This window comes from Flavobacterium sediminis (assembly GCF_003148385.1).
Classification (GTDB): Bacteria; Bacteroidota; Bacteroidia; order Flavobacteriales; family Flavobacteriaceae; genus Flavobacterium; species Flavobacterium sediminis.
In genome coordinates this window covers 718,607-732,134 of the sequence record NZ_CP029463.1, presented here as the reverse complement: position 1 = coordinate 732,134, position 13,528 = coordinate 718,607, and the positions used below count along the sequence as shown (strand labels likewise).

Sequence of the window (13,528 nt, the reverse complement as noted above, 5' to 3'; positions counted from 1 at the left end):
ATGCACATTTGTTTTATCACGAATGAATACCCTAAAGAAGGCTTTCCTCACGGAGGAGTAGGTAGCTTTGTAAAAACCATGGCAGAAGCTTTGGTCAAAGAAAAGTACAACGTCTCTGTAGTCGGGATGAATTATAGCGATAAAGATGAAGAAGAGACACAACAAGGGATAGCAATATACAGGATAAAGAAGAGTAAAATAAAAGGTATTTCCTGGTTCTTTAATGCAATGGCAATTAATAAAACCATAAAAAAGATCCATAAAGAAAACCCTATAGATATAGTGGAAACAGCCGAACTGGGCTTAGCTTTCATGCAAAAAATAAAAGGCATCAAATATGTGATACGATTGCATGGCGGTCATCATTTTTTTGCGGAAGCAGAAAAAAGAAAAATTAACAAATGGAAAGGCTTTCAGGAAAAAAGATCTTTTAAGAAAGCAGATGCCTTTATCGCCGTTTCGGAATATGTAAAACAGCATACGGCTCAGTATCTAAGTTATAATGATAAACCCGTAGTCACTATTTTTAATCCGATAAATACGGATGTTTTTAATCCGGTTCCCGGTAAAGTTGAAGAAAATACAATTACATTCGCAGGAACGGTTTGTGAAAAAAAAGGAGTCAGACAACTGATACAAGCTTTTCCTCTGGTTAAAAAAGAAGTGCCACAGGCCGTATTGAATATTTACGGACGGGATTGGTTTTACCCGGATGGGAGTTCTTATGTTGAAATGCTCCGAAGAGAGGAATTACCTCAGATAGCGCCTTACGACCAAGATGTTATTTTTCATGGAAGTATAGCTTATCAGCAAATACCTGAAGTGTATGCAAAAGCTGAAGTTTGTGTATTTCCGTCGCACATGGAGACACTGGGGTTAGTTGCTCCTGAAGCAATGGCTATGGAAAAATCGGTTATATTTACCGAAATGGGTCCAGGTCCGGAAGTAATTGTACCTTATGAGACCGGTTTGCTTTGTAATCCTTATGAACCGAAAGATATAGCAGAAAAGATAATCTGGTTATTTAAGAATAAAGAAAAAGCAAAGAACATAGCAAAACAGGCAAGAACCGTTGCTGTTGAGAAATTTTCATTGCCAAATAGTATAACCGAGAATATAGCATTCTATTCAAAAATAAAAGCATGATGAGTTGGGCAGGGCTAATTGCAACCGATTATAAGAAATATAAAAAATATGGAGGGAATTTTTTCTCCATTGTGTTTTTGACACAGGGTTTTTGGGCTATTATGCAATATAGGATTGCCCATACGGTTTATCGGATGAGAGTTCCTTTGCTTAAGCAAATTCTGCAACTCTTTATGTTGTTATGGCAAAAAGGAATTGAAATAACCACCGGGATTAGTATACCAGCTTCGGCTGTAATAGGGCATTCGTTCTATATAGGTCATTTCGGAGGTATTATTTTGAATGCTAATGTTTTGATGGGAGATAATTGCAATATTTCACAAGGCGTTACGATTGGAGTTTCAGGTCAGGGAAGCAAAAGAGGAGTGCCTATCATTGGAGATGAGGTTTATATCGGAGCCAATGCAGTTCTGGCAGGAAAGATCGCAATCGGAAATAAAGCTGTAATAGGGGCCTGTTCTTTAGTCACAACTGATGTGCCTGAAAATGCAGTGATGTTAGGTGTTCCGGCTGTTAAAATTTCAGATAAAGGATCAACAGGCTATATTTAAAAAGAGATCTCTATAAACTAAAATGTTAATTTTGAACAAAATTAGTAACTTGCACTAAAAATTAAATTCTTGGAACTTCTCGTTATTTCTTCAGCACCATTAATTCATAAGGAAGAAAAATGGTTTATGTATGGCCCCTATCAGAAAGAAATGAAGATCTGGGCTTCGCATGTAGATCAAATCCGGTTTTGTTGTCCGATCTGGAAAGAAGACAGAAAATTATTGATAGACGAAATAACGTTTTCGATAGAACCAACTATTGAACTTAAAGAATTTGACATTCAATCGCTTTATAAATTACCAAAGGCGATTTGGCTTTCAATCCTTAATTTCTTTATCATTCTTAAGGCAATGAAGAATGCCGATCACATCCATTTGCGTTGCCCGGGAAATATAGGGTTATTGGCAGCTTTAGCCCAAATTTGTTACCCTAAAAAGAAGAAAACGGTCAAATATGCCGGAAATTGGGATCCGAAAAGTAAACAGCCATGGAGTTATCGTTTACAGAAAAAGATCGTAGGAAATACTTTTTTAACCCGAAATATGCAGGTGTTGGTTTATGGAGAATGGCCGGATCAGACTACGAATATTAAACCTTTTTTCACGGCAACTTATTCTGAACAAGAAAAACTTCCTGTGATAGTAAGAGATTATTCTTCTGAAATGCAATTCTTGTTCATAGGAACATTATCCAAAGGAAAGCAACCTTTGTGGGCAATACAATTTGTAGAAGGACTTTATAAGAAAGGATTTGAGGTTCGCTTAGACATGTTCGGAGAAGGTACAGAACGGGAACAGTTGACACATTATATAAAGGAAAAAGGATTAGAAACGATCATTACTTTACATGGAAACCAACCTAAAGCTGTAGTGAAAGAAAAACTGCAAGTATCTCACTTTTTAATTTTGCCGTCCAAATCGGAAGGCTGGCCTAAAGTTGTTGCAGAAGCTATGTTTTGGGGATGTATCCCGGTTGTGACTCCGATATCTTGTGTTTCCTGGATGTTAGGCGGTAGCGAAAGAGGCATTTTAGTTTCTGATTCTCCGGAAAAAGAAGTTGAAAAGTTTACAAAGATGTTTTCAGAATCCGGATTCAAGAACATGTCAAAAGCCGGAGAGAACTGGTCCAGAACCTATACCCTTGAGTATTTTGAAACAGAAATATCGGATTTATTAAAAGCATAGATATGATTTTCCCCGAGTTTGTCAGAAATGAAGTAAATAGTATGAAGCCTTCAGGAGAGTTCTTCGCAGGCCTTTTTAGAAGAATATTCAATAAAAGGAAGGAGAAAGTCTTCGTTATTGGCTATCATAAAACGGGAACCTCTTCATTAGGAAAAGCAATGCTTACATTGGGATTCAGAGTATGCGGAAGTTTAAAAGAAGGATACGGATATAAAGACTCTGATAAAGCTTTTCCGGAATATTTAATGGAACAGGCACAGCCTTTATTTGATAAATACGATGCTTTTCAGGATACGCCTTGGTTCTTATTGTATAAAGAACTATACTATCGTTTTCCGGAGGCTAAATTTATCCTGACGATTAGAGATGAAGAGAAATGGATAAAGAGTATGCAAGGTCATTTCGGTAAGAATAGCTATCCTTATCACGATTACATTTATGAGGATTCGGATATGTTCAGTGATAGCGAAAAATACATACAGGTGTACAAGCAACATAACTCATCGGTAAGAGAGTTTTTTAAAGATAAACCGAAGCAATTATTGGAAATTAATTTGAAAGAAGATGATAAATGGGAAAAGATCTGTACTTTTCTAAATGTAAAAGTGCCACAAAGAGATTTTCCTCATGTTAATAAAGCTAGTAGTCGAACGGCTCTCGGAACCAAGATTAAAAAGTTCATTAAGAAAGTGCTGTATAAATAATTCCGAGATATGGAATACAATATTTCAATTCTGAGCTCCATCAATATTCCTTATATTTACAAACTAATTTTTTGAAAGTGCAAAAGCAAAACATACGGATTGTCCAACTTATTGATAGTTTAGAACCCGGCGGTGCTGAACGAATGGCTGTCAATTATGCAAATGCACTCGTAGATAAGCTGAGTTTTTCCGGATTAGGAGCTACCCGAAAGGAAGGCGAATTAAAACAACAGTTAAAGCAATCAGTTCATTATACTTTTTTGCATAAGCGGAATAATTTAGATCTTAAAGCTTTTTTAAAACTGAGAAGTTATTGTGTTCAAAATAAGATAGATTTTATTCATGCACATAGTTCCTCTTTTTTTTGGGCAGTATTGGTGAAATTAACCCATCCCAAGGTAAAAGTGATTTGGCACGACCATTTCGGGAATAGAGTTAGGCAAGCCAAGCCGGATTTTATGTTAAAACTATTTTCAAGATTCTTTTATCTGGTCATAGCGGTAAACGAAGAATTGCAAGAGTGGAGTGTAGAGAAATTAAATGCAAAAACCGTTTTATATCTTCCGAATTTTTCACTTCAGGATCAAGAACATGAAAAGAAAGAAACTTCTCTAAAAGGTGAAAAAGGAAAGCGAATTGTTTTTTTAGCGAATTTAAAGAATCCTAAGAATCATCTTCTGTTTTTAAAAGCATTCTACCGATCTTCAGTTTATGAAGAAGGCTGGACAGTTCATTTAATCGGTAAGAATTTTGAAGATGCTTACGCTCAGCATATTTTAGACTTTATAAAAGAGAAAAATTTACAATCATCCATATATTTGTATGGAAGTTGTAACGATATCCCACATATTTTAAAGCAGGGGACACTAGGAGTTTTAAGTTCTACTTACGAAGGTTTTCCCGTTACGCTTCTGGAATACGGTACTTATGGATTGCCGGTTCTGTCAACCAATGTGGGCTATTGTTCCAAATTGATAGAAAATGAAAAGACCGGATTGCTTTTCGATCCTTTAGATGAAGAAGGTATAGCCGGACTTTTAACCCGACTGACGGATGCTGAAGCTTTGGAGCAAATGAAGAAATTCGGAGCAAATTTAAAACAGAAAATAGAGCAACGTTACGGCGTTGAAAAAGTAATAACAGATTATATTGAGGTATTAAAATAGAGAATGAAGCTAGATGTTCGACATAATTATCTGACACTGATTGTGATTCATATTGCGATAGGCGGAATTTGTTTTTTAATTCCCTTTTTGTCAAAAGTTGTTTCTCTGATCCTTTTTTTTGGCGGACTTTGGTATGTTATCAAAAATCAGAACAGGAATCAGGAAGTTTTATACGTAGCTTCTTACATAACAGCTATAGAGGTTTTTTTCAGGATGACCAACGGAATGCACTTCAGTGAATATGGAAAATATTCCATTATTATCCTAATGGTGCTGGGAATGTTCTACAGCGGAATTAAGAAAGGATCCATGATCTATGTCTTCTTTTTGATACTATTAATTCCGGGAATACTGGTAGGGGTTCAAACCCTAAGATTTGATACCAATATCCGAAAAGCCATAGCGTTTAATATTTCCGGTCCTGCCTGTTTGGGAATCAGTGCTATCTATTGTGTCGGAAGAAACATAACATTCGAAAAGATAAAAGATATTTTAACAACAATGACTTTGCCTTTGGCAACAGTAACTACATATATCTTTTTATTTACACCAAGTGTAAAAAATGTAGTGACTAATACGCAATCTAATTTTGAAGCTTCAGGAGGATATGGACCTAATCAGGTTTCTACAATTCTGGATTAGGGATGTTCTTGTTTTTTGTTCAGATCTTATTTAATTCTAAAAACAGAAAACTGGTGTTGGTTAATACGGCTTTGTTAGCATTAGTAGCGTTCAGAGCTATTGTAACTTTTTCGAGAGGAGGAGTTATTACCGGTTTGGCAATGATAGGCGGTTTAGCCTTTTTTACCTTTATCGTTTTGAATTTGAAAGCAAAAGGGAGGTTCTTAGTGTATTTGATTGTCGGTTTTATTTTGAGTATGGGCATCTGGGCTTACAGTTCCTTGCAAACAGGAGGAATGATCGATAAACGATATGCAAACCAAGATATAAAAGGAAGAGAAAAAGAAAGTAAATTGTCAGGTAGGGAAACATTGATGAATACGGAAATTCAGATGTTTCTGGATAATCCGATCTTAGGAGTAGGAGTAGGAAAAAATAAAGAATACAGAGAAGAATTAACAGGTATCGAGGCTGCTTCACATAATGAAATTACCAGAATGTTGGCCGAGCATGGCTTATTCGGAATTATAGACTTTGTGATCTTACTTACAGTGCCAATGTTTATGTATTTAAACAACCGGCAGAATATATTTCTTTTTTCCTTTGCCGTGTTTTGGGCACTAACGATCAATCATGCCGCTATGAGGTTGGCAGCACCGGCATTTATTTACGCATTATCATTACTTAATATTCAGTTCACAGATGCCAATGAAACTACTGTACATAGGGAACAAATTAACTAAGCATGGTATCAATGCAACTACTGTTGAAACGTTAGGCAAAGCATTACAGGAAGAAGGGTATGAAGTAGTTTCTGTTTCCGATAAAAAGAATTTTTTTCATAGAATTCTGGAAATGGCAGTTGCCTGCGCTTTTCAAAAGAATGTCGATTACGTTCTGATAGATACCTATAGCACTAAAGCATTTTGGTATGCTTTTTTATGCAGTCAGATTTGTAGAATAAGGGACATACGCTATATACCTGTTTTGCACGGTGGTAATTTGCCGGAAAGGCTGAAAAGAAATCCTCGTCTGACGCGAATGATCTTTGCTCATGCCTATAAAAATTCTGCACCCTCCGGTTATTTGAAAAGTGTTTTTGAATCTCATGGCTATACCAATGTTGTTTTTATACCGAACTCGATAGCGATTGAGCAGTATCCTTTTAAAAGAAGAGAGCAATTTAAACCTGATTTACTTTGGGTAAGAGCGTTTGCTGAAATTTACAATCCTGAAATGGCGGTATATGTGTTGCAAAAAATAGCAGAAACGTATCCGGAGGCTAGTCTTACAATGGTTGGTCCCGATAAAGAGAACCTTCTCGAGGAGGTTAAGCAATTGGCTGACAAATTAAAACTGAACGTTACTTTTACCGGAAAATTAGCCAAAGAAGACTGGTGGAAACTTTCAGAATCATTTGACTTTTTTATTAATACAACCCATTTTGATAATACTCCCGTAAGCGTCATGGAAGCTATGGCACTTGGTATTCCGGTTATTTCAACTAATGTAGGAGGATTACCTTTTTTACTGGAAGATAAAAAAGATGCTATTTTGGTTTCAGACGGATCAGTTGAAGAAATGACTTCAGCAATTTTAGAATTAATACAGAATCCTTTAAAAGCAAAACAATTAGTTTACGAAGCAAGAGATAAAGCCGGGCAGTGGGATTGGGAAGAGGTAAAAACGCTGTGGAAAGAATTATTTTTAGGTTAATTTCTGTTTTTGAAATGTTAAAAAGTCTAAATAAATTCATTATTTTGCATAACTAATTTTTAAAAAATGTCCCCAAAGAAAAAAATGCATTTCGAGATATCCGAACGAAAAGTGCTATTGCGTATTTTCGACATCTTTTTTGTGTTTTTATTTTTACAGGTTATCGGGAACTTTTTTGAATTTGATTACTTTTCAATTACCGTAGATAATTATTATTGGGCTATAGTATTAGCTATATACCTGACCACGATCGGGACAATTTTTGAAATGTACAATCTGCAAATAGCGAGTAATCGTTACCAGATCATTAAAAGTATTGTGTTAACAACAGCAGTGACTACATTGATCTATTTGTTAACACCTTTCTATACACCGGTACTCCCTTCAAATCGTTTGCAGATTATTTTGTTTTTTGTATCTATTTTTACAGCGCTTTTGGTTTGGAGGTATCTTTATATTCAGTTCTTAGCGTCTAATCGTTTTTATAAGAATGTCATTTTTGTAGGGAATAGCAAAAAAATTGAAGAGCGAATCAAAGATCTTGTGAAGGGGAATCCGCATTATATTGTAAGAGGATTTGTTGCTACAGATGACAAACAACGAGCGGTTAATTTAAAAGAGATTCATATAGATGAATTAGAAAGGTTTGTATACGAAAAAGGTATTTCGGAAGTAGTCGTTACAAACGATTCCGGTAAATCAATTTCAGTGGAATTGTATGATAAATTATTAAATTTATTAGAACAGGGAATCGTAATTAAGCAATATGCTGATGTATATGAATCAGCGACTTATCGTTTACCTATTCATTTTGATAATAAAGAACTGTATCGTTTTTTCCCTTTTAGCCGAAGCAATCAGAACAAACTGTACCTTTTTTACACTCGCTTTTTTGATATTGTAATGTCGGTGTTAGGTTTATTAGGCTTACTTTTTTTACTGCCGTTCATCTCCATGTTTAACCTTATCGGAAACAGAGGGCCACTCTTCTATAAACAGGAAAGAATCGGTAGAAACGGTGAACCGTTTAAAATCGTAAAACTAAGAACAATGGTAGTCGATGCTGAAAAGCATGGGGCTGTTTTTGCAAGAGTGAATGATGCTCGTATTACCCCTATAGGAAAGCTTCTGAGGAAATCACGTTTGGATGAGGTTCCTCAGTTTATTAATGTGTTGAAAGGCGAAATGGCTATTATAGGGCCAAGACCTGAACGTCCGGTTTTTGTAGAGCAAATTGCCGAAAATATTCCTTTATATAAAACACGACATGTGATCAAACCCGGGCTAACCGGTTGGGCACAAGTTAATTATCCCTACGGAGAAAATCTGGAAGATAGCTTGATGAAATTGCGCTATGATCTGTATTACATTAAACACCGCAGTTTATTTCTTGATATAAACATTGTTGTTAAAACGCTAAGTACGGTGTTGTTCTTCAGAGGACAATAAGTGAAGTGTATTGTGACTTTTTTATTTAATGAAAAACAAAATTGTGATTACCCATTGTTTTTCCGAATCGTAAAAAAGAATAGATTACCTGATCTTTTTTGACTTAAAGCTATTTTTGCTAACAAAATAAAATGAGTAATAATAAACGGCAGTACAATACCTAAATGAATTTTGTTTAGCATGTAAACCAAATAGCCTAAAAGCATTGCAATCAATACTTTGGAGGTTAAGATGCGTTGTTTCGTTTTATGTGTAACGGAAAAAAAGAATAGAAGTAAATAAAGCGGATTGAAAAGCAATGCATTGTAATTCCATAAAACTTCCTGATGATCAGAATAAAACCCTACCAAACAAAAGAATATGCCTAACAATCCTAAAATAAAGAAATAAGAGAGCGTTAGCCATTTTTTCGGAATCAGAACAATTAAAAGCAATAAAAATATGACGGTATAAATACTGTTAAAAACAGATCCCGTAAAGTTGTTGTTTGGCGCTTCATAAACTGTTGCCATGGGTTTTGTCAGTGGTTTTCCGTTGTATTGCGCCTGATCTAAAGATTTTATAAAATCTAACGGAAGAAACAGCTTTTCTGCCGATTGGTCTACTTTAGTACCGAAAATGATATTGATCCCTAATTTTTCAAAGAAATGATTTTCTAAATAAGGATATAAAACCTCTCTGTAAGTTTGAGTAATGGGTTTTACACTTGTGATAATTTTGCTTCCTAAAACATCATTGACTTTGTCAATTACCATTGTCGTACAGTTGCGGTCAATAAATTTATATGTATAAAAGCGTTCATCCGAATGGAGTGACTGCCATAATTTATCAAATAAAGCTTGTTTTTGTGCTATAGTCAAACTATTTAATTCCTGTTCGTAAATAGAACGTTGCTCTGCTCTGTAGCTGTATTCAAATTCATTATATGAGTCAGTAGTGACAAAATACTGGAGATCCCCTTTGATAAACTTTAAGGCAAAATTAGGAGTAGAAAAATCAAATGCCCCATAGTTAAAAACAAGGTCTAAAAAGTTGACTCTATCATAGATCCGGATGGCAGTATGACCGTAAAGAGAATACGATTCATTTCCGGTACCGCAATTGAGAATACTGACTTTAGCATCTTTGGATAAGATGATATTTTGTGAAAATAGCGTAGTAAAAGTTAATAATGTAACCAGTAGGACTAATTTTCTTATCATAGCGAAATTTTTTCCGAGATTATCTGAAATATCCGAAATCGATCTTTACAGAGAAAATATTAGAATACAAGGCATCACTTTGATTTCCTAAGTCAGTTAATGCATAATCAATTTCAATTCCTTTGTATTTAAAACCAACTCCGAAATTCGGTTGAAAACTTAGTTTTGTTGAATTGTCTATTTGTGTGATCTTTTGAAAATTACCGACTCCGCCTCTTAAAAAGATCAGATCCAGATATCCGGCTTCAAAGCCGACTGCCGGAGCAATACTGGCAACATTGGTCGAAATGATGTCATTTGTTCTGGCAAACTCCATGTTCAGGTTGGCTGCACCGGTAATACTATAGTCATACCGTATAATATATTTCTTCGCAATTCCCAGTTGAGCTTTTGGTAGTGTAACCTCACTGGTTTCCGGTAATTCCTGATTTTCACCCGGAACAGCATCTTTAATGTCATTATATTTTTCCTCATTTATGGTCCAGGTATTATACGTTGTGGTAATATCCCGAAGCATTAAGCCGAATTTCCAGTCTTCATCATCAGATATATATTGCAATCCAAGGTCAAAACCGAATCCCCAAGAGGAAGCGAAGTCACCTATGACCCTGTGAATCACTTTAGCATTGATACCATAATTCAAATAGTCGATAGGAGAACTTCTGGCATAGGAAACTGTTAAAGCATAATCAGCAGTAGAAAAAAGAGAAATTCTATTGTAGTCAATATTTCCCTGACTATCGATTAACTGCGTAGTGTCCATAATATCGTCAACTCCGAAACGGATCAATGAAATACCCACAGCACTGTACGGGTCAATCGGCATCGCAAAGGCAGCATAGTCGTATTTGGCAATGTTCGCAAAATAATTTGCATGCATTAATGCTAACTGTTTATCTTCTATGTTCATCAATCCCGCTGGATTCCAATACCCCGAGTTTACATCAGCACTTTGAGCTGTTACGGCATTGCTCATACCTAAAGCAGCAGCATCAACACCGATGCTTAGAAATTCGTTGGAATATTTTCGAACGGATTGACCTACACCGGTTAATGTATATAAGGCAAGTATACAGAAGAGTAAAATCCTTTTCAAATTCTTTTTTTTACAAATATCAAATAAAAATCTTAAATACTAAACTTTAAAAGTAGTAAGTTATTGTGTTATCTTTGTCTTAAAATAAAGAAATCAACCTATTTTTATGTCTATTAAAAAACATATTCCCAATACTTTTACGCTGTTAAATTTATTAAGCGGCCTTTTAGCCATTGTTGAAATCTTCAACGGATATTACGATCATGCTTTCTATTTTGTATGTCTGGGAATCTTTTTTGACTATTGGGACGGTTTTGCCGCGAGAAAACTGAATGTTTCCAGTGAATTGGGATTGCAACTCGATTCTTTAGCAGATATGGTAACCAGTGGTGTTGTTCCCGGACTTATGATGTTTAAGTTGTTTGAATTTATACAGGCTGAAGCACCGGATTATATGTTGACTGATGATACTTACTATATGGGATTTGTTCCTTATTTAGGTTTTTTGATAACATTAGCTTCCGCTTACCGATTGGCTAATTTTAATATTGACGAACGTCAGACGGAGAACTTTATCGGGTTGCCTACACCGGCCAATGCACTTTTGATCATGAGTATTCCGATGATTCAGTATGCTGATTATTATCAGTGGTTAACCGATTTATTATACAATCCTTATGTCCTGTTAGGAATTACTTTAGTTAGTACTTATTTATTGAATGCTGAAATTGTATTATTCTCTTTGAAAATAAAAGAATTCAGTTGGAAAAAAAGTAAATTGCAGATCGGTTTTGTGTTATTTTCCATCGTTTTATTAGTGTTTTTCCAAGTAGTAGCACTACCGCTTATCATTCTTTCTTATATCTTAATTTCGATTGTTGTTAATGTGGCTAAAGCAAAGTAATGACGAAAAGAAATTATACGTCTTCACGAAATTACAAGCCAAAGACACAAAAAAAGGCTAAAGGATTAGGCTTCTATTTATTTGTAGTCGTTGTTTTTTTAACGGTTTCTGCTTTCGGGTTCTATTTTCGTGACGGATTTTTATATTATTTAGGATTCAGGGCTAAAAAAAGTGAACTTTCACATGAAGACAGAAAGATCGCCGACATCAGAATTTATGAAGTATTGAGTTCTCATACGAATCATGAATTCGGGTTTGATGTTTCAGAATACCAAGAAGACATTGATTGGCAGAATATTCAGGTACTGGAAGATACTTTTCAGCTTTCCTTTGCTTTTATTAGGGCTACAGCCGGACAGGATAAAGTGGATCTGAAATTTCGACGGAATTGGAAAAAGTCAAAAGAAAACGGTTTTTTACGAGGGGCCTATCATTATTATCGACCTAATGAGAACTCTATAAAACAGGCTGAGAATTTTATCAAAACCGTCAAATTAGAGAAAGGCGATCTGCCACCGGTTCTAGATATTGAAAAATTACCTAAAACACAGTCTTTAGAAAGGTTAAAACTGGGGTTGAAACGTTGGTTGACCAAAGTAGAGCAACATTACAAAGTTAAACCGATCATTTATACCGGTGAGAGTTACTACAACGACTTTTTGAAAAAAGAATTCTCAGATTACCCTTTCTGGATTGCTAATTACAACTTTTGGCGGAAGAATCCGGATGAGCATTGGCTGATCTGGCAATTCACAGAAAAAGCAAAGATCGAAGGTATTGACGGAACGGTAGATGTGAATGTTTTTAATGGGGATGTGGTTAAATTAATGAGCTACACGCAACCTTAATATTTAAAATGTTTTATATTTGTTTAATGATTTGAAATAAAATGCTAAACAATATTAAGACAATTTTTAGTGTGAAAGATTTAGAAAATCTTTCTGGAATAAAAGCGCACACCATTAGAATTTGGGAAAAACGCTATGAGATCTTTACGCCGGATAGAAACGAGAACAATGTTCGTTCTTATACTTCCGAAGAGCTTCAGAAATTACTCAATATTGCTTTTTTAAACCGTTTCGGATATAAGATATCCAAGATCGCACAATTGAATGAATCACAATTGGTTCAGTTAGTGCAGCAAACGTATTCGCAAAAAACCAGTGCTACTTTAGCCTTATCAGAGTTCAAACTGGCTATGTTCAATTTTGATACGGAATTATTCCACAAAGCGTATAATCAGTTGAAAGAGGTTAAAAATTTTGATGCTATTTTCTTTGATGTTTTTATCCCCTTGTTAGACGAAATAGGCTTGTTATGGCAAACAGCGACCTTAAAACCGGTCCATGAACACTTTATCAGTTCGTTAGTAAAGCAAAAATTGTTCTTTGAAATGGAAAACCTTTACCTTAAAGTGAAGGATGTAAAAGAGGATCGATTGTTTGTCTTATTTTTACCTTTGAATGAGATCCATGAACTAGGATTATTATTTCTGCAATATCAATTGCTGAAAAGAGACTATAGAGTTGTCTTCTTAGGCGAAAGTGTTCCTGTTGAAGATTTGCAGTTCATGGTTGATATTCATCCGAATCTTGTCTTTGTATCTTATTTTACGGTACAACCTTCTGCTTCAGAAATAGACAATTACCTGTCGCAATTCTCCGATTTAGTATTAAAAGAAACATCCCATGAGCTTTGGGTGTTAGGGCAACAAACACAGTATATTTCTAAACTAAATACTGGAATACAACAATTTATGAGTATTCAGGAATTGTTGCACCAAGTGTAATTTTTTTTGCCTTATTTCATTTTGTTTAATAAAATTATTATTTTTGTTAAACAAAATGA

Annotated in this window: 14 protein-coding genes; 12 read left to right on the top strand and 2 right to left on the bottom strand. The window is 35.1% G+C overall.

Annotation, left to right across the window (positions count from 1 at the left end):
* From DI487_RS03470 to DI487_RS03435, 9 genes are all read left to right on the top strand, one after another.
* Complete coding sequence (locus DI487_RS03470; RefSeq protein WP_109568421.1) at positions 1-1,146, top strand: glycosyltransferase family 4 protein; 1,146 nt, start codon at positions 1-3, stop codon at positions 1,144-1,146.
* Entirely contained in the window at positions 1,143-1,697 is a 555-nt protein-coding gene (locus tag DI487_RS03465; protein ID WP_170108163.1) for a serine O-acetyltransferase, read from the top strand. The genes DI487_RS03470 and DI487_RS03465 overlap by 4 nt, the downstream gene beginning before the upstream one ends.
* Positions 1,698-1,766: 69 nt before the next feature.
* A complete protein-coding gene (locus DI487_RS03460) occupies positions 1,767-2,882 on the top strand; it encodes a glycosyltransferase (protein WP_109568419.1) in 1,116 nt (371 codons plus the stop codon).
* Positions 2,883-2,884: 2 nt separating this feature from the next.
* Entirely contained in the window at positions 2,885-3,586 is a 702-nt protein-coding gene (locus DI487_RS03455; RefSeq protein ID WP_109568418.1) for a sulfotransferase family protein, read from the top strand.
* Between the two features lie 77 nt (positions 3,587-3,663).
* The gene (locus tag DI487_RS03450; RefSeq protein ID WP_245896562.1) at positions 3,664-4,752 is read left to right on the top strand and encodes a glycosyltransferase; all 1,089 of its coding nucleotides are present in this window, start codon (positions 3,664-3,666) and stop codon (positions 4,750-4,752) included.
* A 3-nt stretch (positions 4,753-4,755) separates the two neighbouring features.
* A complete protein-coding gene (locus tag DI487_RS16515) occupies positions 4,756-5,394 on the top strand; it encodes a hypothetical protein (protein ID WP_317046259.1) in 639 nt (212 codons plus the stop codon).
* Between the two features lie 2 nt (positions 5,395-5,396).
* Complete coding sequence (locus DI487_RS16510) at positions 5,397-6,116, top strand: O-antigen ligase family protein (RefSeq protein WP_317046258.1); 720 nt, start codon at positions 5,397-5,399, stop codon at positions 6,114-6,116.
* Positions 6,082-7,089 carry a glycosyltransferase family 4 protein gene (locus DI487_RS03440; protein ID WP_109570595.1) on the top strand — a complete coding sequence of 336 codons (1,008 nt, stop codon included), beginning with the start codon at positions 6,082-6,084 and terminating at the stop codon, positions 7,087-7,089. The genes DI487_RS16510 and DI487_RS03440 overlap by 35 nt, the downstream gene beginning before the upstream one ends.
* Positions 7,090-7,155: 66 nt before the next feature.
* Positions 7,156-8,538 carry an exopolysaccharide biosynthesis polyprenyl glycosylphosphotransferase gene (locus DI487_RS03435; RefSeq protein WP_109568417.1) on the top strand — a complete coding sequence of 461 codons (1,383 nt, stop codon included), beginning with the start codon at positions 7,156-7,158 and terminating at the stop codon, positions 8,536-8,538.
* Positions 8,539-8,585: 47 nt separating this feature from the next.
* Here the strand turns inward: DI487_RS03435 and DI487_RS03430 are convergent, their stop codons facing one another.
* Both DI487_RS03430 and DI487_RS03425 read right to left on the bottom strand, forming a co-directional pair.
* Positions 8,586-9,740 carry a lipoprotein N-acyltransferase Lnb domain-containing protein gene (locus DI487_RS03430; RefSeq protein ID WP_109568416.1) on the bottom strand — a complete coding sequence of 385 codons (1,155 nt, stop codon included), beginning with the start codon at positions 9,738-9,740 and terminating at the stop codon, positions 8,586-8,588.
* A 19-nt stretch (positions 9,741-9,759) separates the two neighbouring features.
* Complete coding sequence (locus DI487_RS03425) at positions 9,760-10,836, bottom strand: putative type IX sorting system protein PorV2 (RefSeq protein WP_146193357.1); 1,077 nt, start codon at positions 10,834-10,836, stop codon at positions 9,760-9,762.
* Between the two features lie 106 nt (positions 10,837-10,942).
* On the opposite strand from DI487_RS03425, the gene DI487_RS03420 reads away from it, so the two are divergent.
* The 3 genes from DI487_RS03420 (at position 10,943) to DI487_RS03410 (ending at position 13,469) form a co-directional block, all read left to right on the top strand.
* A complete protein-coding gene (locus tag DI487_RS03420; protein WP_179948687.1) occupies positions 10,943-11,680 on the top strand; it encodes a CDP-alcohol phosphatidyltransferase family protein in 738 nt (245 codons plus the stop codon).
* Positions 11,680-12,528: a glycoside hydrolase family 25 protein gene (locus tag DI487_RS03415; RefSeq protein ID WP_109568415.1), complete on the top strand. Its 849-nt coding sequence runs from the start codon at positions 11,680-11,682 to the stop codon at positions 12,526-12,528. Before DI487_RS03420 ends, DI487_RS03415 begins: the two co-directional genes overlap by 1 nt.
* 71 nt (positions 12,529-12,599) lie before the next feature.
* On the top strand, positions 12,600-13,469 hold the full coding sequence (locus DI487_RS03410; RefSeq protein ID WP_245896526.1) for a MerR family transcriptional regulator: 870 nt from the start codon (positions 12,600-12,602) through the stop codon (positions 13,467-13,469).
* The last annotated feature ends 59 nt before the right edge of the window (positions 13,470-13,528 follow it).

Bases quoted from the DNA above. Each gene is read 5' to 3' on its own strand.
- DI487_RS03470 (WP_109568421.1), top strand. From the start codon at position 1: ATGCACATTTGTTTTATCACGAATGAATACCCTAAAGAAGGCTTTCCT.
- DI487_RS03465 (WP_170108163.1), top strand. From the start codon at position 1,143: ATGATGAGTTGGGCAGGGCTAATTGCAACCGATTATAAGAAATATAAA.
- DI487_RS03455 (WP_109568418.1), top strand. From the start codon at position 2,885: ATGATTTTCCCCGAGTTTGTCAGAAATGAAGTAAATAGTATGAAGCCT.
- DI487_RS16515 (WP_317046259.1), top strand. From the start codon at position 4,756: ATGAAGCTAGATGTTCGACATAATTATCTGACACTGATTGTGATTCAT.
- DI487_RS16510 (WP_317046258.1), top strand. From the start codon at position 5,397: ATGTTCTTGTTTTTTGTTCAGATCTTATTTAATTCTAAAAACAGAAAA.
- DI487_RS03440 (WP_109570595.1), top strand. From the start codon at position 6,082: ATGAAACTACTGTACATAGGGAACAAATTAACTAAGCATGGTATCAAT.
- DI487_RS03435 (WP_109568417.1), top strand. From the start codon at position 7,156: ATGTCCCCAAAGAAAAAAATGCATTTCGAGATATCCGAACGAAAAGTG.
- DI487_RS03430 (WP_109568416.1), bottom strand. From the start codon at position 9,740: ATGATAAGAAAATTAGTCCTACTGGTTACATTATTAACTTTTACTACG.
- DI487_RS03420 (WP_179948687.1), top strand. From the start codon at position 10,943: ATGTCTATTAAAAAACATATTCCCAATACTTTTACGCTGTTAAATTTA.
- DI487_RS03415 (WP_109568415.1), top strand. From the start codon at position 11,680: ATGACGAAAAGAAATTATACGTCTTCACGAAATTACAAGCCAAAGACA.